The sequence below is a fragment of the Rhizobacter terrae genome (assembly GCF_003852895.1).
Lineage (GTDB): Bacteria > Pseudomonadota > Gammaproteobacteria > Burkholderiales > Burkholderiaceae_C > Albitalea > Albitalea terrae.
Genome location: NZ_QUSW01000004.1, coordinates 223,878 through 246,249, shown reverse-complemented (window position 1 = coordinate 246,249; position 22,372 = coordinate 223,878). Strand labels below are relative to the sequence as shown.

The window sequence follows — 22,372 nt, the reverse complement described above, 5'->3', positions numbered from 1 at the left end:
TGAGAGAAAAACGCTGAGGAATCACCATGAGCGACAAGCTGATCATTTTCGACACCACCCTGCGCGACGGCGAGCAGTCCCCGGGCGCCTCGATGACCAAGGACGAGAAGTTGCGCATCGCGCGGCAGCTCGAGCGCCTGCGCGTGGACGTGATCGAAGCGGGTTTTGCCGCGTCGAGCAATGGTGATTTCGAGGCGGTGAAAGCGATCGCCGATCACATCAAGGAATCCACGGTGTGCTCGCTGGCGCGGGCCAACGACCGCGACATCTCGCGCGCCGCCGAAGCCTTGAAGGGCGCGGCCCGCTCGCGCATCCACACCTTCATCGCCACCAGTGCGCTGCACATGGAAAAGAAGCTGCGCATGACGCCCGACCAGGTGTTCGAGCAGGCGAAGTTGTCGGTGCGATTTGCTCGCAACCTCACTGACGACATCGAGTTTTCGCCCGAGGACGGCTACCGCTCCGACCCGGACTTCCTGTGCAGGGTGCTGGAAGCGGTGATCGCCGAGGGCGCGACCACCATCAACATCCCGGACACCGTTGGCTACGCGATTCCCGAGCTGTATGGCAACTTCATCCGCCACCTGCGCGAGCGTATTCCCAACGCGGACAAGGCCGTCTGGTCGGTGCACTGCCACAACGACCTGGGCATGGCCGTGGCCAACTCGCTGGCCGGCGTGAAGATCGGCGGGGCGCGACAGATCGAATGCACCATCAACGGCCTGGGCGAGCGCGCGGGCAATTGCTCGCTGGAGGAAGTGGTGATGGCGGTGAAGACGCGCCGCGACTACTTCGGGCTGGAGATCGGCGTCGATCCGTCGCAGATCGTGCCGGCCTCGCGCCTCGTCTCGCAGACGACCGGCTTCGTGGTGCAGCCCAACAAGGCGGTGGTGGGTGCCAATGCCTTCGCGCATGCCTCGGGCATCCACCAGGACGGCGTGCTCAAGGCGCGCGACACCTACGAGATCATGCGTGCCGAAGACGTGGGCTGGACGGCCAACAAGATCGTGCTGGGCAAGCTGTCGGGCCGCAATGCCTTCAAGCAGCGCCTGCAGGAGCTGGGCATCGAGCTGGATTCGGAAGCCGAGATCAACGCGGCCTTCGCGAAGTTCAAGGAGCTGGCCGACCGCAAGAGCGACATCTTCGATGAGGACATCCTCGCGCTCGTGATGGACGAGGCCGTCACCCACGAGCAGGAGCACTACCGGCTGCTGGCGCTGTCGCAGCATTCGGAGATGGGAGAGCGTCCTCACGCGAAGGTGGCCTTCTCTGCCGGCGAACAGGAGATGCACGCCGAGAGCGACGGCAACGGGCCGGTGGATGCGAGCCTTCGGGCCATCGAATCCAGAGTGCAAAGTGGCGCCGAAATGCTGCTCTATTCGGTCAATGCGATCACCTCCGGCAGCACAGAATCACAAGGCGAAGTGACGGTTCGGCTGCAACACGGGGGCCGGGTCGTCAACGGCGTCGGTGCCGATCCGGACATCGTCGTGGCGTCGGCCAAGGCGTACCTGTCGGCGTTGAACAAGCTGCACAGCAAGACCGAACGCGTGGCCGCCCAGGGCTGATTTGTGACACTTGTCACAAATCTGACTGCACTCAAGCTCAGCTTGAGAAGGGTGACGTAAGTTATTGATCTTGCGCGTGGTTTTCCTTTCGCCTACACTGGCGCCACCGTGTGAGCAGAGGTTCACGTGTTGTACTTGTCAAAACTCGCGTCGGTAGCTGTGGTGGCCTTGTCGGTCACCCTGTGCCTGACTGCACCGTCTGAAGCGCTGGCCGCCAAGAAAAAGGCGGTCACCTCTGCGCGCGCCTCCAAGAGCGTCAAGCAGCGTGCGGCGGTCGAGGTCGAGCCGGCTCACCCGTCCTACGGCCAGATGGCCGGCCTGCACGCCACGCAGGATGAACTCAATCTGAAGTCCGGTGTCGCCCTGGTCCTTGACCAGGACACCGACGAAGTCCTCTTCAGCAAGAACCCCGAAGCGGTTCTGCCCATTGCGTCCCTCACCAAGCTGATGACCGCGGTCATCGTGACCGAAGCCAAGCAGCCGCTGGACGAGGTGCTCACCGTCACGCAAGACGATGTGGACACCGAGAAGCACAGCCGCTCGCGCCTGAAGGTCGGCACGCAGCTCACGCGCGGCGAGATGCTGCACCTGGCGCTGATGTCTTCCGAAAACCGCGCAGCGCATGCGCTGGGCCGCAGCTACCCCGGTGGTCTGAATGCCTTCGTGACTGCGATGAACGCCAAGGCACAGGCGCTGGGCATGGCCGACACGAGCTACGTCGAGCCGACCGGCCTGTCGAGCAAGAACCAGTCGAGCGCGCGTGACCTCGCCACGCTGGTGAAGGCCGCGCACCAGCACCAGATCATCCGCGAGCTGTCGACGTCGCCGGAGTACCAGGTCGCGGTCAACAACCGCCCCATGCAATTCCGCAACACGAACATGCTGGTGCGCAACCCGAGCTGGGACATCGGGCTGCAGAAGACGGGCTACATCACTGAAGCCGGGCGTTGCCTGGTCATGCAGGCGCAGATGGCAGGCCGCAAGCTGATCATGGTGTTCCTTGATTCCGCCGGCTCGCGTTCTCGTATTGGCGATGCGGAGCGGGTGCGCAAGTGGATCAACGAGAGCAACCCGACGGCCCGTGTCGCAGCGCCCAAGGTCACGTCCTGATCTGACGCAATCTCAAGGCAAGAAGCCCGGCAACCGCCGGGCTTCTTGCTTTCCGGTGGCGGGACTCAGGTGCCGGCAGCTGCAGCAGAAGGTCGGTGTCCCAGGGCTGCGGAGATTTGCGCGGCCGTCGCCTTCAATCGCTCCAGCCATGCCTCTTCCAGCCGGTCCGCCGGCGCGGAGATGGACAGCCCCGCCACCAGCTTGCCCTGGTCATCGAGGATGCCCGCGGCCATGCAGCGCACGCCCAGCTCCAGTTCCTCGTCGTCCCGGGCGGTGCCGTCGTGCAGCACCTTGGACAAGGCCCGTTCCAGCGTCGGCAGGCTGGTGATGCTGTTGCGCGTGTGGCCCGCCAGCCCCGTGCGCGTCGCGTAGGCACGTACGCGCTGCGGGTCGTCGTGGGCCAGGAAGAGCTTGCCCACCGAGGTGAGGTGCAGCGGAGCGCGTCCGCCGATGGCACGGACCACCTGCATGCCCGAGCGTTCGCTGTAGGTACGCTCGATGTAGACGATCTCGTCACCCTGGCGCATCGACAGATTCACCGGCTGGTGGGTGAGCTTGTGCAGTTCGCGCATCGGACCCAGCGCGGCGTCGCGGACGTCCAGCCGTGCCTTCACCAGGTTGCCCAGCTCCAGCAGCCGCATGCCCAGCCGGTAGCTGCCGGCTTCAGGGCGATCGACGTAGCGGCCCAGGGCCAGGTCGTTGAGGATGCGGTGGGCAGTGGACGGGTGCAGGCCGGTCTGCTCGCTGATGGTCTTGAGCGACACCGGGTCCTGGTACGAGGCCAATACATCCAGAAGCGAAAACATGCGCTCCAGCACCTGTATCGTCGGGGCCTTGGATTCGGTGGTTTTCATGGCGCCGATTCTCCCCCAAAAAACCGAAATTTTGCATGGCGAAAAGATCGACTGCATCCTGGGATGGATTTTTCACAATCTTTTTCCGCTTCTGCCTGCTCGTCGGGGTGGGCGTGGCAAGCCCAGGCGCGAACGCGCTGACCAGCCGCGACATCGGGCTGGTCATCAACACCGCCGACCCATACTCGGTCGAAGTGGGCGAGTTCTACATCCAGGCGCGCAAGCTCACGCCCGAGCAAGTGCTTCGAGTGGAGTTTCCGGTGAAGGCCAGCCTCACGCCGGAAGAATTCGAACACCTCAAGACGGAGATCGACGCTCGCTTCAACGGCGGCACGCAGGCCCTGGCGCTCGCGTGGAAGATGCCCTATGCCGTCGCCTGCAACTCCATCACCGCGGCCGTGACCATGGGATACGACCCGACGCCTTGCGAGCAGACGCGCACCTGCTTCACCACCAAGCCGTCGTCGTATTTCGACTCACGCAGCCTCAAGCCCTATTCGAGCTTTGGCATGCGCCTGTCCATGCTGCTGGCCGCGACGGACGTGGCAGGCGCCAAGGCCTTGATCGAACGCGGTGTCGTGTCCGACCGCAGCCTGCTCAGGCGGGGCGCGCCATCGACCAATGCCTACTTCGTCGTTACCAAGGACCGTGACCGGAATTCGCGGGCGCCGCTGTTCCCGCCTTCAGGGCCGATCCAGGGATCGGGCGTGGTGGTCCGCACAGAGCGCACCCAGGCCATCGAAGGCGTGGAGCACCTCGTGCTGTACGAGACGGGCGCCATCCAGGTGGACAAGCTCGATACCTTGAAATGGGTGCCGGGCGCCCTGGCCGATCACCTCACGTCCTTCGGCGGCCAGCTCGACGGCAAGAGCGGCCAGATGAGCATCCTCGACTGGATCGCCTCGGGCGCCACGGCAAGCTATGGCACGGTGTCGGAGCCCTGCGCGTTCCAGCAGAAGTTTCCGCATCCGAAGGTGCTGCTGTCCAGCTACCTGATGGGCAGCACGGCCATCGAGGCCTATTGGCGCAGCGTCGCGTGGCCGCAGCAGGGGCTGTTCATTGGGGAGCCGCTGGCGGCGCCATTCGCTCGGCGCTGACGGCCTGCCGCGCTGCGGCGATGGCGCTGCGCACCGCGCCTTCGATGGTGGCGGGGTAGGGGCCGGCGATGTAGTCGCCGGCGGCGATGAGCCCGGGAGCGATGTGGCCTGCTGGTCGATCCAACTCCGGCACGCAGCGGAAGGTGGCCCGCTTTTCCGTGAGGTTGCGGATGTGGACCGGAGGCGCCTTCAGATGCCGGTGCAGCAACTCCTTCGCCTGCGCCAGTGTGGCGTCGCGGGTGGCATCGGTGCCGCGTTCGAGCCATGGCGCGGCACCGCTGATGACGAAGGCGAGCAGGCCGGGGCTGCCGCCCAGTTGCCCATGGTCGAACACGAACTGTGCGGGCCGGGTCTCTTCGTCGGAGGGCAGAACCAGCATCGGCTCGGGCAGCACCGTGCCATCACATCGCATGTAGACCGTGACGATGGGCTCGTAGCCCAGGGCGCCGGCTTGCGCAGCCCAGGCCTCATTGGTCGGTGCAGCCAGGCGCGATGCCTCGGCAGCGGAGCAGGCAAGGATCACGGCATCGAAGGCGCGTCCATCCACCTGCCATGTGCCGCTGCGTTCGATGCGCTCGACGCGTCGCCCCACCTGGACCGTCGCGCCTGAACGCATCAGCCAATCCAGTGCAGGTGACGGCAGCAAATCCCCCAGCCGCAGGCGCGGCAGCAGCAGGTCCGCCGACCCTTGACCGCTGAACAGCGCGTCGCGGATCACGCGGAGAAAGACCTTGGCGCTTGCTGAGCGGGATGGCGTGTTCAGGGCCGCCACGCACAGCGGATCGATCAGGCCGTCCTGCACCGCGGCCGGCAGGCTGCGCACCAGCTCACCGACGGTCATGCCGTCGGGGCAGCTGAATCCGCGCAGCATCCAGCCGGTGGCAGCTTGGAGGAGGGCCAGGCGCTCCCGCAGCGTCCAGCCTCGCCGGCCCAGCACGCCACGTGCGAATGCAAGCATCGGATGACCGCCCGGCAGCACCAGGCCATCGCCTGACGCATCCAGCAGTCGCAGCGGCGTGCGCAGGAACGCCTGCTTGAGGTCCACGCCCACCATGCGCATGATGCGCAGCGTCTCGACGTAGGCGCCGATCATGATGTGCTGGCCGTTGTCCAGTACCAGCCCATCGGTCTGCACGCTGCGTGCGCGGCCTCCGAGCTGCGGGGCCATCTCGAAGAGGTTGACCTGCGCGCCCAGCGAGGTGGCCTCCAACGCCGCCGCCAGCCCCGCCCAGCCGCCGCCGACCACGGCGACTTGCAGCGCCGGCACTAGCGCCCTCTCCAGTTCGTCTTCATGGCGATCCAGAGTTTGCGCAGCGGCGTGAGCGAGGTGCGCTGGTGCAGCACCTGGAAGTTGTCGGACTCGATCTCGCGCAGCAAGGTGCGGTAGATGTTGGCCATCATCAGCCCGGGCTTTTGCGTGGCGCGGTCCGCGTCGGGCAGCAGGGCGAAGGCCTCGTCGTAGAAGCGGTGGGCGCGCTCGGCCTGGAACTTCATGAGCGCGGTGAAGCGCTCGCTGTAGCCGAAGGGTGCCTGGCGGTTGAGGATCTCGTGCGCCTTCACGTCGAACTGCTGCAGCTCCGACACCGGGAGGTAGATGCGCCCTCGACGAGCGTCGTCGCCCACGTCGCGAATGATGTTGGTGAGCTGCATCGCCAGGCCCAGGCGATGCGCGTACTCGACGGTCTTGTCGCTGGTGCGGCCGAACACGTTGGCCGCCACCTCGCCGACTTCGCCCGCCACGAGGTGGCAGTACCGCCTCAGGCCGGCGAAGTCCAGGTAGCGAGACTGCTCCAGGTCCATGCGGCAGCCTTCGATCACGGCATGCAGGTGCGAAGCCTCGATGCCGTAGTCCTTCACGTGGGGCATCAGCGCCTTCATCGCCGGGTGGCTGGGCTGGCCCGCGAAGCTGGAGGCGACCTCCTTGTTCCACCACGCCAATTTGGTGGCGGCCACGCCGGGGTCGCTCACCTCGTCGACCACGTCGTCCACCTCGCGGCAGAAGGCATAGAAGGCGGTGATGGCGGCGCGCTGCGGCGGCGGCAGGAAGAGGAAGGCGTAGTAGAAGCTCGAGCCGCTCTTGGCGGCCTTCTCTTGCACGTATTGTTCTGGAGTCATGTGGCTTTGCTGGCCATGGGAACGGCGGCGGGGCGCATGCACAGCGCCCGCCAGAAGAGGAGGGGGACGTCGAACCAGCGCAGTGTGGGGCGCTTCGCGATGCTCGCAAAGTCCATGCCTTCGATCCTGTCGAGGATGCGCAGCCCGCCCTGCACGACAAGCCGCAATTCCCAGCCGGCACGGCCGGGGACACGATGGGCCAACGGGGCGCCGCTGAGCATGAGCTCACGGCTCCAGCGTACGAGGTCGGCGACGAGCGCGCGGGTGGCGGCGGTGTCCTGCCGCTCCAGCAGGGCCTGCGCGGTCACGCCATGACGGGCCACGTCAACCATCGGCGGATACAGGCGGCCACGGGCGGTGTCCACGCCCAGGTCCTGCCAGAAGTTGATGAGCTGCAGCGCCGTGCAGATGGCGTCCGACTGTCGGCGGGCCGGGTCGTCATCCACGCCATACAGGTGCAGCAGCAGGCGTCCGACCGGGTTGGCCGATCGGCGGCAATAGTCGAGCAACTCGGCGCGGTCGGCGTAGTCGTGCTTGACCACGTCCTGCTCGAAGGCGCTGAGCAGGTCGCGAAGCAGCGCCGGCGGCAGGTGATGGACTTTCATGGCTTCGGCCAGCGGCCCGAAAACCCCTTGCCACGGGCCCGTCACCGCCTGCCCGGCTACCGTGGATTCCAGCGCCGCCCGATACTGTGCGAGCGCCGCCAGCCGTTCGGCCGGCGAGGCATCTCCTTCGTCGGCGATGTCGTCCGCCGTCCGCGCGAACCAGTAGATGGCCGCCACCGCGGGGCGCAGCCGGGGCGGGCACAGGACGGAGGCAACAGGGAAGTTTTCGTAGTGGTCGACGCTCACGGCGTGCATTGTCGTCGCGAAGATCGGCAGCTACTTTTGATGACTACTTTGTTCACGACAAAGCCGCCGAACGGAATTGACACTGCGGGTTCTCACGAATACATTACTGACCGGTCAGTCAGTTGCAGCCCACCGCTCGCGCCGTCCAGCAGTTCAGACCGCCAGCCACAGCTCACCGCGCTGTTGTCCATTCCGCGTTTTTCTGCATTGCCGAGGATAGCCATGCGTCATCTCGTCTCGCTTTCCACCCTGGCCGCCGCCGTCGTGCTGGCCGCCTGCTCCAAGACCGAACCCGCGCCCGAACCCATCCGCGCCGTGCGCACGATGGTCGTGTCCACCGACTCCGCCGGCGGTACTTACGAATACGCCGCCGAAGTGCGCGCCCGGACCGAGTCCCGGCTGGGCTTTCGCGTCGGCGGCAAGTTGATCCGCCGCATGGTCGATGCCGGCGCTACCGTCAAGGCCGGCCAGGTGCTCGCCCAGCTGGATCCGCAGGACCTGCGCCTGGGCCAGGACGCCGCTCGCGCCGCGCTGTCCGCCGCCCAGGCCAACTACGACCAGAGCGCCGCCGACTACAAGCGCTACAAGGATTTGCGCGACCAGGGCTTCATCAGCTCGGCTGACCTGGAGCGCCGCGATACCACCTTGAAGGCAGCGCAGGCACAACTCGAACAGGCCAAGGCCCAGGCCAGCGTGCAGGGCAACCAGACCGCCTATTCCACCCTCGTGGCCGATGCCAACGGCGTGATCACCGGCGTGGACGCCGAGCCCGGCACCGTGGTGGCTGCCGGCGCGCCAGTGGTGCGTCTGGCCCAGGACGGCCCGCGCGACGTGGTGTTCTCCGTGCCCGAAGACAAGGTCAACCTCGTGAAGGCCCTGGCCGCCCAGCCGGGCCGATTCAAGGTGCGCATGTGGGGCAGCAACGAGACGCTGGCCGCTTCCATCCGTGAAGTCGGCGCCGCCGCCGACACGGTGACGCGCACCTTCACCGTCAAGGCCGACCTGGATGGAGAGGCCTCCAAGGCCGTGCGTCTGGGCCAGACGGCGACCATGCTGGTGGAAATGCCCAAGACCGTGGGCGTGAACAAGCTGCCGCTGTCGGCGCTGAAGGAAGAGCAGGGCCAGACCATCGTGTGGGTGGTCGACAAGTCCAGCATGACCGTGTCGCCGCAGAAGGTGCAGGTGGCTGGCGCGGACGGCAATGAGGCTGTCATCGCCGGTGGCCTCAAGGCGGGCCAGATCGTCGTGACCGCCGGTGTGCACGTGCTCAATCCGGGCCAGAAGGTGAAGTTCTACGCCGATCCGGCCGTGGCCGCCGCCAAGTCGTCCGCCGCGGCCGCTGCCAACGCCACCGCTGTTTCCGTCAAGTGAGCGAGGCCAGCGTGAGCACCACTACAGACGATCTCCACGCCGGCGCGGCCTCGCCCGCCAGCAGCAAGAAGAGCTTCAACATCTCCAAGTGGGCGCTGGATCATCCGGCCCTCACGCGCTACCTGCTGGTGGTGCTGATGGTGCTGGGCATGGCCGCCTACTTCCAGCTCGGCCAGGACGAGGACCCGCCCTTCACCTTCCGTGCGATGGTCGTGCGCGCCTACTGGCCTGGCGCCACCGCGCAGCAGATGGCCGACCAGGTCACCGACAAGATCGAGAAGACGCTCCAGGAAGTCCCGTATTCCGACAAGATCCGCAGCTACTCCAAGCCGGGCGAGACGTTCATCATCTTCCAGGTGAAGGACTCGTCGCCGCCCAAGGAGATGTCGCAGATCTGGTACACGGTGCGCAAGAAGATCGGCGACATCCGCGGCACGCTGCCCGGTGGTGTGGTCGGCCCGTTCTTCAACGACGAGTTCGGTGATGTGTACGGCTCGATCTATGCGCTGTCCAGCGATGGCTTCACCTATGAGGAACTCAAGGAGCAGGCCGACCAGGTGCGCCAGCGCCTGCTGAAGGTCAAGGACGTCAACAAGGTCGAGATCTTTGGCGCACAGGACGAGAAGATCTTCATCGAGATCTCGCAGAAGAAGCTGGCCCAGCTGGGGCTGGACTTCAACGCCGTCATCGCGCAGCTGGGTGCCCAGAACGCGGTGGAGTCCGCCGGTGTGATCGATTCGCCCACCGACTTCCTGCAGGTGCGCGTTGGCGGGCAGTTCAACAACATCGAGCAGTTGCGTGCGTTCGCCATCCGCGCCAACGGCAGCAGCTTCCGCCTGGGCGACATCGCCACCGTCAAGCGCGCCTACGTGGACCCGCCGCAGGTCAAGGTGCGCGACCGCGGCAAGGAAGTCATCGCGCTGGGCATTTCCATGGCCAAGGGCGGCGACATCATCGAGCTGGGCAAGGCGCTCAAGGTGACGACCGAGCAGATCCGCGCAGACCTGCCGGTGGGCATCGAGATGCAGCAGTTCCAGAACCAGTCGTCGGTGGTGGCGAAGTCGGTGAACGAATTCGTCGGTACGCTGATCGAGGCGGTGGTGATCGTGCTGGGCGTGAGCTTCATCAGCCTGGGCCTGCACTTCAAGCCGAAGTTCCACATCGACTGGCGGCCCGGCCTGGTGGTGGGCATCACCATTCCGCTGGTGCTGGCCATCACCTTCGTCACGATGTTCTACTGGGGCGTGGGCCTGCACAAGATTTCGCTGGGCTCGCTCATCATCGCGCTGGGCCTGCTGGTGGACGACGCGATCATTGCGGTCGAGATGATGGTGCGCAAGCTGGAGGAAGGCTACGACAAGGTCCGCGCCGCCACCTTCGCATACGAAGCGACCGCGATGCCGATGCTGACCGGCACGCTGATCACGGCAGTGGGCTTCCTGCCCATCGGCATGGCGAAGTCAGCGGTGGGTGAATACACCTTCGCGATCTTCGCGGTGACGGCGGCTGCGCTGCTCATTTCCTGGCTGGTGTCGGTGTACTTCGTGCCCTACCTCGGCACGCTGCTGCTCAAGACCAAGCCGCATGCCGATGGCGACCAGCCGCACGAGCTCTTCGACACGCCGTTCTATGCGCGCTTTCGCCGCACGGTGAACTGGTGCGTGCAGCACCGCTGGATCACCATCGGCCTGACCATCGGCACACTGCTGCTGGGCTTCGTCGGCATGGGCAAGGTGCAGAACCAGTTCTTCCCGGATTCGAGCCGGCCTGAAGTGCTGGTGGACCTGTGGTTCCCCGAAGGCACGTCCTTCGCGGCCAATGAGGAAGTCACCAAGCGCGTGGAGGCCCGCATCGCCAAGATCGAGGGCGTGGACCACGTGACCACCTGGGTGGGCAGCGGCCTGCCGCGCTTCGCGCTGGTGCTGGACCAGATCTTCCCGCAGAGCAACGTGAGCCAGCTGGTGGTGCTGCCCAAGAGTCACGTGGAGCGCGAGAAGCTGCGCAAGATGCTGCCGGAACTGCTGGCCTCGGAGTTCCCCGAGATCCGTGGCCGGGCCAAGCTGCTGCCCAACGGGCCGCCGGTGCCGTACCCCGTGCAGTTCCGCGTGGTCGGCCCTGATCCGGCAAAGGTTCGCGCCTATGCCGACGAGGTGAAGGCCATCATGCGCGAGAACCCGAACATGCGTGGCGTGAACGACAACTGGAACGAGTCGGTCAAGACGCTGCGCCTGGACGTGGACCAGGACAAGGCCCGCGCGCTGGGCGTGAGCAGCCAGGCCATTGCCCAGGCGGCGCGCACCATCAACAGCGGCTCGACCATCGGCCAGTACCGCGACGGCGACCGCCTGATCGACATCGTGCTGCGCCAGCCGCTGGACGAGCGCAACGCCATCACGGACCTGGCCAGCGCCTACGTGCCTACCGCCATTGGCCGCAGCATTCCGCTGTCGCAGATCGCCAAGGCGAACTTCGTGTGGGAGCCGGGCGTGCTGTGGCGCGAGGGCCGCGACTATGCCGCGACCGTTCAGGGCGACATCGTCGAAGGACTGCAGGGCGCGACGGTGACGGCCCAGCTCGATCCGCTGTTCAAGCCCATCCGCGAGAAGATGCTGCCGGGCTACCACATCGACGTGGCTGGTGCGGTGGAGGAAAGCAGCAAGGGGCAGGGCTCGATCGCCGTGGGTGCGCCGCTGATGCTGTTCATCATGTTCACGCTGCTCATGCTGCAACTGCACAGCTTCAGCCGCGCGGTGCTGGTGTTCCTCACCGGCCCCATGGGCATCGCCGGCGTGGCGGCAGCGCTGCTGATCCTGAACCGTCCGTTCGGCTTCGTGGCGCTTCTGGGCGTGATCGCGCTGATGGGCATGATCATGCGCAACTCGGTGATCCTGATCGACCAGATCGAGCACGACCGGGAGCGTGGTGTCCCAACCTGGGAGGCGATCGTGGAGTCCGCGGTGCGCCGGTTCCGGCCGATCATCCTGACGGCTGCGGCGGCGGTGCTGGCCATGATTCCACTGTCTCGCAGCGTGTTCTGGGGCCCGATGGCCGTGGCCATCATGGGCGGCCTGATCGTTGCCACGGTGCTGACGCTGCTGGCCTTGCCGGCCATGTACGCAGCCTGGTTCCGTGTGAAACCGGCCGATCAGGAGAAGTCCTTGGCCGAACACCGCAACAAGGCGCTGGCTCCGGGCTAAAATACGCGGTTTACCGGATCGCCTTGAAAAGAAAGGGAGCCTCGGCTCCCTTTCTCGTCTTGTGAGACCTCTGTAAGTAGCAGGCCCAGCGCGGGTGGCGAAATTGGTAGACGCACCAGGTTTAGGTCCTGACGCCAGCAATGGTGTGCGGGTTCGAGTCCCGCCCCGCGCACCACAACGATATCTTGAAAGCCCATTGAATCATGGCCGTGACTGTTGAAACCCTCGAGAAGCTCGAACGCCGCATCACGCTGACGCTCGCCGCTGACACCATCAACAACGAAGTGCAGTCGCGCCTGAAGCGCCTGTCGCGCACCGTCAAGGCCGACGGCTTCCGTCCCGGCAAGGTGCCGATGTCGGTGGTGGCCCAGCGCTACGGCTACTCGGTGCAGTACGAAGTCATGAACGACAAGGTCGGCCAGGCATTCCAGCAGGCCGCCAACGAAGCCAAGCTGCGCGTGGCCGGTGCCCCGCGCATCACCGAGAAGGACGGCGCGCCCGAAGGCCAGATCACCTTCGACGCCACCTTCGAGGTCTACCCGGAAGTCAAGATCGGCGACCTTGCCACAGCCGAAGTCGAGAAGATCGGCACGGAGGTGAGTGACGCCGCCATCGACAAGACCATCGACATCCTGCGCAAGCAGCGCCGCACCTTCGCCCAGCGTCCCGCGGCCGAAGGCGCCCAGGAAAGCGACCGCATCACCATCGACTTCGAAGGCAAGATCGACGGCGTGCCCTTCGAAGGCGGCAAGGCCGAGAACTTCCAGTTCCTGATCGGCGAAGGCCAGATGCTCGAGACCTTCGACAAGGCCGTGCGCGGCATGAAGGCCGGCGAATCCAAGACCTTCCCGCTGGCCTTCCCGGCCGACTACCACGGCAAGGACGTGGCCGGCAAGGAAGCCGACTTCCTCGTCACCGTGAAGAAGATCGAGGCTCAGAACCTGCCCGAAGTGAACGAGGCGTTTGCCAAGTCGCTGGGCATCCAGGACGGCACGGTCGAAGGCCTGCGCGCCGACGTGAAGAAGAACCTGGAGCGCGAAGTGAAGTTCCGCGTTCTGGCCCGCAACAAGGGCGCCGTGATGGACGCGCTGGTGAAGGTGGCCGAGCTGGACGTGCCCAACGCCCTGGTGGCCCAGGAAACCGAGCGCATGATCGCCGACGCCCGCGCCGACCTGAAGAAGCGTGGCATCAAGGACGCCGAGAACGCGCCCATCCCCGCCGAGATCTTCAAGCCCCAGGCCGAGAAGCGCGTGCGTCTTGGTCTGGTGGTGGCCGAGTTGGTCCGCGCCAACAACCTGAACGCCAAGCCCGAGCAGCTGCAGGCCCACATCGAGGAAATGGCCCAGAGCTACGAGAAGCCGGCCGAGGTGGTCCGCTGGTACCTCAGCGACCGCCAGCGCATGGCCGAGGTGGAAGCCGTGGTCATCGAGAACAACGTGGCCGAATTCGTGCTGAGCAAGGCCAAGGTGACCGACAAGACCGTGGCCTTCGACGAGCTGATGGCCGGTTGATCCGACGCCGCCGCCTTTCACGCGAAGGAAAGGCACCACGCCGGGAGGCGGGGTGCCTTTTTCGTTTCTGCGGGTGTGCACTTGTGGCTACATAATCAAGCCCAACATTTCCTGTTCCGTTCTCACTTCCAAGGACTCACATGAGCGCGCTGGAGACACAAGGTCTGGGCATGGTGCCCGTCGTCATCGAACAGTCGGGTCGCGGGGAGCGCGCCTACGACATCTATTCGCGGCTGCTGCGCGAGCGCATCATCTTCCTGGTCGGCCCGGTGAACGACCAGACGGCGAACCTGGTGGTGGCCCAGATGCTCTTCCTGGAGAGCGAAAACCCCGACAAGGACATGTTCCTGTACATCAACAGCCCGGGCGGCAGCGTCAGCGCCGGCCTGTCGATCTACGACACCATGCAGTTCGTCAAGCCTGACGTGTCCACCATGTGCATGGGCATGGCCGCCAGCATGGGCGCTTTCCTGCTGGCCGCCGGCGCCAAGGGCAAGCGCATCGCGCTGCCGAATTCGCGCATCATGATCCACCAGCCGTCGGGGGGCGCGCAAGGCCAGGCGTCGGACATCGAAATCCAGGCCCGGGAAATCCTGAAACTCAGGGAAAGCCTGAACAAGATTCTCTCGGACCGCACGGGCCAACCCATCGAGAAAATTCGTAACGATTCGGAACGCGACTACTTCATGTCCGGCCAGGAGGCCAAGGATTACGGGCTGATTGACCAAGTCCTCGAGAAACGATCCTGAAACCAGGAGGTTTCGCACGAATTTGGGCAGCAAACGGGGTCTTTCTTTCCACCAAGGCCCCGTTTTCTTTTCCACTATCATTGAACCAGCTTTACCCCGCCTACGCACTGCTCCCATGGCCGACAAAAAAGGCTCCTCCAGCGAGAAAGTTCTCTACTGCTCCTTCTGCGGCAAGAGCCAGCACGAGGTCAAGAAACTGATCGCCGGTCCGTCCGTCTTCATCTGCGACGAGTGCATCGAGCTGTGCAACGACATCATTCGCGACGAGGTGCCCGCCGAGGGCACCGACGCGAAGGCAGCCCGCTCCGACCTGCCCATCCCGACAGAGATCAAGTCCATCCTCGACCAATACGTGATTGGCCAGGATGCGGCCAAGCGCACGCTGTCGGTGGCGGTCTACAACCACTACAAGCGGCTCAAGCACATGGGCCGCTCGAAAGAGGATGTGGAACTCTCCAAGAGCAACATCCTGCTGATCGGCCCCACGGGCTCAGGCAAGACGCTGCTGGCGCAGACGCTGGCGCGGCTCTTGAACGTGCCCTTCGTGATCGCCGACGCCACGACGCTGACCGAAGCCGGCTACGTGGGTGAGGACGTCGAGAACATCATCCAGAAGCTGCTGCAGAACTGCAACTACGACGTCGAGAAGGCGCAGCGCGGCATCGTCTACATCGACGAGATCGACAAGATCTCCCGCAAGGCGGACAACCCCTCCATCACCCGCGACGTGTCGGGCGAAGGCGTGCAGCAGGCGCTGCTCAAGCTGGTCGAAGGCACCATGGCCTCCGTGCCCCCGCAAGGCGGCCGCAAGCACCCGAACCAGGATTTCCTGCAGATCGACACGACCAACATCCTGTTCATCTGTGGCGGCGCCTTCGACGGCCTGGAGAAGGTCATCCAGAACCGTTCCGAGAAGTCGGGCATCGGCTTCGCGGCCACGGTTCACGGCAAGTCTGAAAAGCGCGTCTCGGAGATCTTCCGCGAGGTGGAGCCCGAGGACCTCATCAAATTTGGCCTCATTCCCGAGCTGGTCGGCCGCCTGCCCGTGGTCGCCACGCTGGGCGAGCTGACCGAGGACGCCCTGGTGCAGATCCTCACCGAGCCCAAGAACGCGCTCGTCAAGCAATACCAGAAGCTGTTCAGCATGGACGGCGTGGACCTCGAGATCCGCTCCTCGGCGCTCGCGGCCATCGCCCGCAAGGCACTCGCACGCAAGACCGGCGCGCGGGGCCTGCGTTCCATCATGGAACAGTCGCTGATCGACACCATGTTCGACTTGCCCACGCTCGATGGCGTGGCCAAGGTGGTTCTTGACGAACACACGATCGAAGATGACGCGAAACCGCTGCTCGTGTACCGCGAGCAGAGCAAGGCCAGCGCGTGAAGTCCGGTGCCGGACCCTGCCGATGAGCGTGGGCCGGCTTCTTGCAATCGAATGCTCGGGCCCTAAATAGGCCTGAGAAAGAGAGGTCTCAATGTCCGGACATCCCATCCTCCCCGCCGAAAAGATCACGCTGCCGCTTCTGCCGCTGCGCGATGTGGTGGTGTTCCCCCACATGGTCATCCCGCTGTTCGTGGGGCGGCCCAAGTCCATCAAGGCGCTGGAAGCCGCGATGGAAGCCGGCCGGCAGATCATGCTGGTCGCGCAGAAGGCCGCCGGCAAGGACGAGCCCAAGCCCGACGACATGTTCGAGGTGGGCTGCGTCTCCAGCATCCTGCAGATGCTCAAGCTGCCCGACGGCACGGTGAAGGTACTGGTCGAAGGCATCCAGCGCGCCAACACCCATGCCATTTCCGACAATGGCGAGCACTTCGTCGCTGACGTCACGCCGGTTCCTCCGGAGGCCGAGACCAAGCCCGAGATCGAGGCCTTGCGCCGCGCGGTCACGCAGCAGTTCGACCAGTACGTCAAGCTGAACAAGAAGATCCCGCCGGAAATCCTTACGAGCATTGCAGGCATCGACGATGCCGGCCGCCTGGCGGACACCATCGCCGCGCACCTGCCGCTCAAGCTCGAGAACAAGCAATCGGTGCTCGACCTCTTCGCGGTCGACAAGCGCCTGGAAAAGCTGCTGGAGCAGCTCGAGCATGAAGTCGACATCCTCCAGGTCGAAAAGCGCATCCGTGGCCGCGTTAAGCGCCAGATGGAGAAGAGCCAGCGCGAGTACTACCTGAACGAGCAGGTCAAGGCCATCCAGAAGGAACTCGGTGACGGCGAAGACGGTGCCGACATGGAGGAGCTGGAAAAGAAGATCACCGCTGCCAAGATGCCCAAGGAGGCCCGCAAGAAGGTCGACGCCGAGCTGAAGAAGTTGAAGCTCATGTCGCCCATGTCGGCCGAGGCGACGGTGGTTCGCAACTACATCGACACCCTGGTCAATTTGCCCTGGAGCAAGAAGACCAAGATCAAGCACGACCTGCTGCATGCCGAGGAAGTCCTCAACGAGGATCACTACGGCCTGGAGAAGGTCAAGGACCGCATCCTCGAGTACCTCGCGGTGCAGCAGCGCGTCGACAAGGTCAAGGCGCCTATCCTGTGCCTGGTCGGGCCTCCGGGTGTGGGCAAGACCTCGCTGGGGCAGTCCGTGGCGCGCGCCACCGGCCGCAAGTTCGTTCGCATGGCCCTCGGCGGCGTGCGTGACGAGGCTGAGATCCGCGGTCACCGCCGCACCTACATCGGCTCCATGCCGGGCAAGGTGCTGCAAAGCCTGTCGAAGGTCGGCACGCGCAATCCGCTGTTCCTGCTTGACGAGATCGACAAGCTGGGCATGGATTTCCGCGGCGACCCGTCGTCCGCGCTGCTTGAAGTGCTGGACCCGGAGCAGAACCACACCTTCAGCGACCACTACGTCGAGGTCGATTTCGACCTGTCGGACACGATGTTCATCGCGACCTCGAACTCGATGAACATTCCGCCGGCGCTGCTGGACCGGATGGAAGTGATCCGCCTGTCGGGCTACACGGAAGACGAGAAGCTCAACATTGCCCAGCGCTACCTCTTGCCCAAGCAGAGCAAGAACAACGGGGTGCGCGATGACGAGATGGAAGTCACCGAAGCCGCGGTGCGCGGGATCATCCGCTACTACACCCGTGAAGCCGGGGTGCGTTCGCTGGAGCGCGAGATCTCGAAGATCTGCCGCAAGGTGGTCAAGGGCCTGCAGCTCAAGAAGTACGAGGGCAAGGTTGTCGTCACCGACGAGAACCTCAACGACTTCCTGGGCGTGCGCAAGTTCGACTACGGCCGCGCCGAGAAGAAGAACCAGGTCGGCCAGGTGGTCGGCCTTGCGTGGACCGAAGTGGGCGGCGACCTGCTGACCATCGAATCCGCGGTGATGAACGGCAAGGGCAGCATCATCCGCACCGGTTCGCTGGGCGACGTGATGAAGGAGTCTGTCGAGGCCGCTCGATCGGTGGTGCGTTCGCGAGCCCGCTTGCTGGGCATCAAGGACGAGCTCTTCGAGAAGCGCGACATCCACATCCACGTGCCCGATGGCGCGACGCCCAAGGACGGGCCGAGCGCGGGCATCGCGATGACGACGGCCTTCGTGTCGGCGCTCACGGGCATTCCCGTGCGTGCGGACGTGGCGATGACCGGCGAGATCACGCTGCGCGGGGAGGTCACGGCCATCGGCGGCTTGAAGGAAAAGCTGCTGGCAGCTCACCGTGGTGGCATCAAGACGGTCATGATTCCTGAAGAGAACGTGAAGGACCTTCAGGACATCCCCGAGAACGTCAAGAACCACCTGGAGATCGTGCCGGTGAAGTGGATCGACCGCGTGCTGGAAGTGGCGCTCGAAACGGCCCCGCAACCGTTGCCGGAAGAAGAGCCGGCCAAGGTGGAGGCCAAGCCCGAAGCACCGGCCACGGTGTCCGATTCGCTCAAGCACTGATCGCTGAAACGGTCGTTGAAGAAAAAATCGGAGGCCCGCTTTACAGCGGGCCTTTTTTCACTATAGAATGCGAGACTTCGTTGGGTAGCAAGACTTTCTTGGAAACGAGAGAATCTGCAAGGCAACGAAGCGACGCGGGAGTAGCTCAGTTGGTAGAGCGCAACCTTGCCAAGGTTGAGGTCGCGAGTTCGAGACTCGTCTCCCGCTCCAGATTCAAAAGGGAAGCAGCTGCTTCCCTTTTTCATGTCAGGGCGTCAAACGCTGATCACCCGAAGGGCTTTGCGCCAGTTGTGTGAGAATGCGCTTCCGCTTCGATGGCGCGGTAGCAAAGCGGTTATGCACCGGATTGCAAATCCGTGTAGGTCGGTTCGACTCCGGCCCGCGCCTCCAAATCTTCGACGCCTCGCGTGCTCTGCCCGCGAGGCGTTTTGCTTTGGCGCATACACTGCGCCGCTGGCCCCGGTGGCGAAATTGGTAGACGCATCGGACTTAAAATCCGCGGCCGCAACACACGCGGCGTGGGGGTTCGATTCCCCCCCGGGGCACCACATTCAAAGATTCATCGCAGCGCTGTGGGACCGAAGAGCTGCCGGCACAGTGCCCCTCCAAGGTTGGGTTCCTGGCCGCGACGCCGGGTACCGCCAGGCGTTCAGCCGGTACGTGCGCCCAGATGCGCCAGCCGCCTTCCGCCAGAACTTCACTGCTCCTTGATGTCAACGACGAAGGCCATGACCGCTGGCCAGGCATGAGCATTTCCATTCGCTCGCAGAGCCCCTGCGTCGAATGCCTCGCATTGTCCTCGTCAAGAAGGAGGCACGCGGGGTGCTGGGCAACGAGATGTACGCGGACCTCCAAGGCCGAAACGGCAAAGCATTGCCGCGACGCCTTGAAAGGACTGACGTACCACTACCAGCAAGTTAGGAGCCATCATGAAAGTCTTCACCCCGATCATTGCCTCCTTGATCCTTGTCGCCTCTGCATCCGCCCAGTCTGCGACCATCAACCTGGGGGGCGATGCCTGCGGCAACACTCGCCAGTGCGCCGACGTGCCCAATGATGCAAACGCTGAAATCTCGTTCGGCGCAAGCACGACCTACCAGACTGCCCACATCACCATCAACGGCAAAACGTTCAGTGGTCCGGCAACAGTCACTGAAACGAGCGTGGAGGGCGTGCTGTACGCCACTGATGGAACCTGGGTCCAGGTGTCGAGCCAGTGGAGTTACATCCGCAAGCAAATCAACAACGGCCGGGCTCACTACTGGGTGACGAACTACACGCTCACGGGAGGGGCGGTGGTGACAGGCTGACGTTGCCGATGGGGCTGGCCGCCGCTGCATTGCCCGTGGGCTCCACCGTGCACGGGAACGTCAACCAGGCCGATGCAATGGCCTCCAGACGCTGGACGTCGCCAGTGGTCTGAAGTACGGCCGACGGCTGGGCTTCACGAGGCAGGAGGCCCAGCAGCGTGTTCCCTGCATGGCGCGCCACGGCATCGGCGGTGTCGATGATCTGCACGTCCGGCCCCATCGCTTCCTCGATCAGGTGCCGCACGAAAGGATAGTGCGTGCACCCCAGCACCACGGTGTCCACGCCGGCTTGCCGCAGCGGCGCCGTGTGCTGGGCCACCGCCTGTCGCATCTGCGCTGAGGTCAAGTCACCTTCCTCGATGAGCCTCGCCAAGCCGGGGCAGGGTTGGGCAATGATCTGGGCGCCTGCACTCTGGGCCTTCATCAAGCTCCGGAATTTTTCGCTGGCGATCGTCTTGGGTGTGGCCATCACTCCCACCCGCCCGTTGCGGCTGGCGGCCACTGCGGGCTTGATGCCCGGCTCCACGCCGATGATCGGAAATTCCGGCCACCGGGCGCGCAAGGCTTTGACCGCCACCGCCGTCGCCGTATTGCACGCGATCACAAGGCCAATCGCCCCTTGCGACATCAAATGTTCCATGATCCGCATCGAGCGATCGAGTACGTAGGCATCCGAGCGTTCGCCGTAGGGCGCGTGCGCGGAGTCCGCCACGTACAGCAAAGGCGCCTGCGCCAGCTGCGACCTCAGCGAGCGCAGCACCGACAGGCCGCCCACGCCGGAGTCGAAGACGCCTACGCAAGGCTGGCGCATGTGTGCATTCGGTCCGCGGAAATGGAGAGATGAGTCCATTGCGAGGCAAGTCTATCCGCGAGCCGTGGATAAAATAGTACGATCGTTCGATTTTTCAAGAAAACTGTCATCCGGCGGACAGGGTTGCGCGCGACCCCGCCGGTAGAATTTCGCAAGTTACGTAAACGTCAATTCGTTTCAGGAGACCGTCGAATGAAGGTGCTGGTACCAGTCAAGCGCGTCGTCGATTTCAACGTGAAGGTTCGCGTGAAGTCCGATGGCACCGGTGTGGACATCGCGAACGTGAAGATGAGCATGAATCCGTTCGACGAGATTGCCGTGGAAGAAGCGGTCCGCCTGAAGGAGAAGGGCGTGGTCACCGAGGTGATCGCTGTCTCCTGCGGCGTCACGCAGTGCCAGGAAACGCTGCGCACTGCGATGGCCATCGGTGCGGATCGCGCCATCCTGGTCGAGACCACTGAAGAGCTGCAGCCGCTGGCCGTGGCCAAGATCCTCAAGGCGCTGGTCGACAAGGAGCAGCCGGGCCTCGTGATCCTGGGCAAGCAGGCCATCGACGACGACTGCAACCAGACCGGCCAGATGCTGGCCGCGCTGGCCAACCTGCCGCAAGCCACCTTCGCCTCGAAGGTCGAGGTCAGCGGCGACAGCGCCAACGTCACGCGTGAAGTGGACGGCGGCCTGGAGACCGTGAAGGTCAAGCTGCCCGCCGTGGTCACCACCGACCTGCGGCTGAACGAGCCGCGCTATGTCACGCTGCCCAACATCATGAAGGCCAAGAAGAAGCCGCTGGACACCGTCAAGCCCGCCGACCTCGGCGTGGACGTGACCCCGCGCATCAAGACCCTGAAGGTCAGCGAGCCGCCCAAGCGCAGCGCCGGCATCAAGGTGCCCGACGTGGCGACCCTGGTGTCCAAGCTCAAGAACGACGCCAAGGTGATCTGAACAAGGCCGCACGGAGACGCACATGACTTCCCTCGTTATCGCTGAACACGACAACGCGTCCATCAAGGGCGCGACGCTGAACACCGTCACCGCCGCCGTCGCCCTGGGCGGCGACGTGCACGTGCTGATCGCCGGTCACAACGCTGGCGGCGCGGCCGAAGCCGCGGCCAAGATCGCCGGCGTGAGCAAGGTGCTGCTGGCCGAATCCGCCGGTCTCGAGCACGGCCTGGCCGAGAACGTCGCCGCGCAGGTACTGGCACTGGCCGGCAGCTACAGCCACATCGTCTTCCCGGCCACCGCTGCGGGCAAGAACGTCGCGCCGCGCGTCGCAGCGTTGCTGGACGTGGCCCAGGTGTCGGACGTCACCAAGGTCGTCAGCCCTGACACCTTCGAGCGCCCGATCTACGCCGGCAATGCCATCGCCACCGTGCAGAGCACGGACAAGGTGAAGGTGCTGACGGTGCGCACCACCGGCTTCGATGCCGCGGCTTCCACCGGCGGCAGCGCTGGTGTCGAGAACGTTACCGCCACCGCGGACAGCACCAGCACCAGCTTCGTGGGCTCCGAGATCGCCAAGAACGACCGCCCCGAACTCACCGCCGCGAAGATCATCGTCTCCGGTGGCCGCGCGCTGGGCTCCAGCGACAAGTTCACCGAAGTGCTCACGCCCCTGGCCGACAAGCTGGGTGCCGCGCTCGGTGCCAGCCGCGCTGCCGTCGATGCAGGCTATGCCCCCAACGACTGGCAGGTGGGCCAGACGGGCAAGATCGTCGCGCCTCAGCTGTACATCGCCGCGGGCATCTCGGGCGCCATCCAGCACCTGGCCGGCATGAAGGACTCCAAGGTGATCGTCGCGATCAACAAGGATCCGGAAGCGCCGATCTTCAGCGTGGCGGACTACGGCCTCGAAGCCGACCTCTTCACCGCCGTGCCCGAGCTGGTGCAAGCGCTCGGCTGATTCCCACGGCGTCACTGCCGATGAGAGACCCCAAGGGG

At 64.7% G+C, this 22,372-nt stretch carries 18 protein-coding genes and 4 tRNA genes; 16 read left to right on the top strand and 6 right to left on the bottom strand.

Annotated features, from left to right (window positions below):
• Positions 1 to 26 precede the first annotated feature (26 nt).
• A complete protein-coding gene (locus DZC73_RS15985; protein ID WP_124541345.1) occupies positions 27 to 1,568 on the top strand; it encodes a 2-isopropylmalate synthase in 1,542 nt (513 codons plus the stop codon).
• A gap of 135 nt (positions 1,569 to 1,703) precedes the next feature.
• Positions 1,704 to 2,678 carry a D-alanyl-D-alanine endopeptidase gene (gene pbpG / locus DZC73_RS15980; RefSeq protein WP_407924113.1) on the top strand — a complete coding sequence of 325 codons (975 nt, stop codon included), beginning with the start codon at positions 1,704 to 1,706 and terminating at the stop codon, positions 2,676 to 2,678.
• 65 nt (positions 2,679 to 2,743) lie between these two features.
• Here pbpG and DZC73_RS15975 read toward each other — a convergent pair whose 3' ends face one another.
• On the bottom strand, positions 2,744 to 3,532 hold the full coding sequence (locus tag DZC73_RS15975) for an IclR family transcriptional regulator (protein WP_124541344.1): 789 nt from the start codon (positions 3,530 to 3,532) through the stop codon (positions 2,744 to 2,746).
• Between the two features lie 113 nt (positions 3,533 to 3,645).
• Between DZC73_RS15975 and DZC73_RS15970 the strand changes: the two genes are divergently transcribed.
• Positions 3,646 to 4,629 carry a TIGR03790 family protein gene (locus tag DZC73_RS15970; RefSeq protein ID WP_235835157.1) on the top strand — a complete coding sequence of 328 codons (984 nt, stop codon included), beginning with the start codon at positions 3,646 to 3,648 and terminating at the stop codon, positions 4,627 to 4,629.
• On the opposite strand, the gene hpnE is transcribed toward DZC73_RS15970, so the two are convergent.
• From hpnE to DZC73_RS30470, 4 genes are all read right to left on the bottom strand, one after another.
• On the bottom strand, positions 4,589 to 5,896 hold the full coding sequence (gene hpnE / locus DZC73_RS15965) for a hydroxysqualene dehydroxylase HpnE (protein ID WP_235835156.1): 1,308 nt from the start codon (positions 5,894 to 5,896) through the stop codon (positions 4,589 to 4,591). The two genes, DZC73_RS15970 and hpnE, sit on opposite strands and share 41 nt — an antisense overlap.
• Positions 5,896 to 6,744, bottom strand: coding sequence for a presqualene diphosphate synthase HpnD (hpnD, locus tag DZC73_RS15960; RefSeq protein WP_124541342.1), 849 nt, complete (start codon positions 6,742 to 6,744; stop codon positions 5,896 to 5,898). Before hpnD ends, hpnE begins: the two co-directional genes overlap by 1 nt.
• Positions 6,741 to 7,604, bottom strand: a complete 864-nt coding sequence (gene hpnC / locus DZC73_RS15955) for a squalene synthase HpnC (protein ID WP_124541341.1) — start codon at positions 7,602 to 7,604, stop codon at positions 6,741 to 6,743. Before hpnC ends, hpnD begins: the two co-directional genes overlap by 4 nt.
• Positions 7,605 to 7,687: 83 nt before the next feature.
• A complete protein-coding gene (locus DZC73_RS30470) occupies positions 7,688 to 7,819 on the bottom strand; it encodes a hypothetical protein (RefSeq protein WP_268879045.1) in 132 nt (43 codons plus the stop codon).
• Here DZC73_RS30470 and DZC73_RS15950 point away from each other — a divergent pair.
• The 11 genes from DZC73_RS15950 (at position 7,818) to DZC73_RS15900 (ending at position 19,623) form a co-directional block, all read left to right on the top strand.
• Positions 7,818 to 8,966: an efflux RND transporter periplasmic adaptor subunit gene (locus DZC73_RS15950; protein WP_124541340.1), complete on the top strand. Its 1,149-nt coding sequence runs from the start codon at positions 7,818 to 7,820 to the stop codon at positions 8,964 to 8,966. The two genes, DZC73_RS30470 and DZC73_RS15950, sit on opposite strands and share 2 nt — an antisense overlap.
• Before the next feature lie 11 nt (positions 8,967 to 8,977).
• A complete protein-coding gene (locus tag DZC73_RS15945) occupies positions 8,978 to 12,163 on the top strand; it encodes an efflux RND transporter permease subunit (RefSeq protein ID WP_124541339.1) in 3,186 nt (1,061 codons plus the stop codon).
• Positions 12,164 to 12,251: 88 nt separating this feature from the next.
• A tRNA-Leu gene (locus DZC73_RS15940) sits at positions 12,252 to 12,338 on the top strand.
• A gap of 28 nt (positions 12,339 to 12,366) precedes the next feature.
• Complete coding sequence (gene tig / locus DZC73_RS15935) at positions 12,367 to 13,674, top strand: trigger factor (RefSeq protein ID WP_124541338.1); 1,308 nt, start codon at positions 12,367 to 12,369, stop codon at positions 13,672 to 13,674.
• Positions 13,675 to 13,814: 140 nt separating this feature from the next.
• Positions 13,815 to 14,423: an ATP-dependent Clp endopeptidase proteolytic subunit ClpP gene (gene clpP / locus DZC73_RS15930; protein ID WP_124541337.1), complete on the top strand. Its 609-nt coding sequence runs from the start codon at positions 13,815 to 13,817 to the stop codon at positions 14,421 to 14,423.
• 115 nt (positions 14,424 to 14,538) lie between these two features.
• The gene (gene clpX, locus DZC73_RS15925) at positions 14,539 to 15,807 is read left to right on the top strand and encodes an ATP-dependent Clp protease ATP-binding subunit ClpX (protein ID WP_124541336.1); all 1,269 of its coding nucleotides are present in this window, start codon (positions 14,539 to 14,541) and stop codon (positions 15,805 to 15,807) included.
• Between the two features lie 91 nt (positions 15,808 to 15,898).
• Positions 15,899 to 18,313 (top strand): endopeptidase La, encoded by a 2,415-nt coding sequence (gene lon / locus DZC73_RS15920; RefSeq protein ID WP_124541335.1) that lies wholly within the window; start codon positions 15,899 to 15,901, stop codon positions 18,311 to 18,313.
• 134 nt (positions 18,314 to 18,447) lie between these two features.
• Positions 18,448 to 18,523, top strand: a tRNA-Gly gene (locus DZC73_RS15915).
• A gap of 106 nt (positions 18,524 to 18,629) precedes the next feature.
• A tRNA-Cys gene (locus DZC73_RS15910) sits at positions 18,630 to 18,703 on the top strand.
• A gap of 66 nt (positions 18,704 to 18,769) precedes the next feature.
• Positions 18,770 to 18,861, top strand: a tRNA-Leu gene (locus DZC73_RS15905).
• Positions 18,862 to 19,242: 381 nt separating this feature from the next.
• Positions 19,243 to 19,623, top strand: a complete 381-nt coding sequence (locus DZC73_RS15900; protein ID WP_124541334.1) for a hypothetical protein — start codon at positions 19,243 to 19,245, stop codon at positions 19,621 to 19,623.
• On the opposite strand, the gene murI is transcribed toward DZC73_RS15900, so the two are convergent.
• The gene (gene murI / locus DZC73_RS15895; RefSeq protein WP_124541333.1) at positions 19,595 to 20,434 is read right to left on the bottom strand and encodes a glutamate racemase; all 840 of its coding nucleotides are present in this window, start codon (positions 20,432 to 20,434) and stop codon (positions 19,595 to 19,597) included. The two genes, DZC73_RS15900 and murI, sit on opposite strands and share 29 nt — an antisense overlap.
• A 192-nt stretch (positions 20,435 to 20,626) precedes the next feature.
• On the opposite strand from murI, the gene DZC73_RS15890 reads away from it, so the two are divergent.
• Positions 20,627 to 21,376, top strand: coding sequence for an electron transfer flavoprotein subunit beta/FixA family protein (locus DZC73_RS15890; RefSeq protein WP_124541332.1), 750 nt, complete (start codon positions 20,627 to 20,629; stop codon positions 21,374 to 21,376).
• Positions 21,377 to 21,398: 22 nt separating this feature from the next.
• A complete protein-coding gene (locus tag DZC73_RS15885; protein WP_124541331.1) occupies positions 21,399 to 22,334 on the top strand; it encodes an electron transfer flavoprotein subunit alpha/FixB family protein in 936 nt (311 codons plus the stop codon).
• Positions 22,335 to 22,372 lie beyond the last annotated feature (38 nt).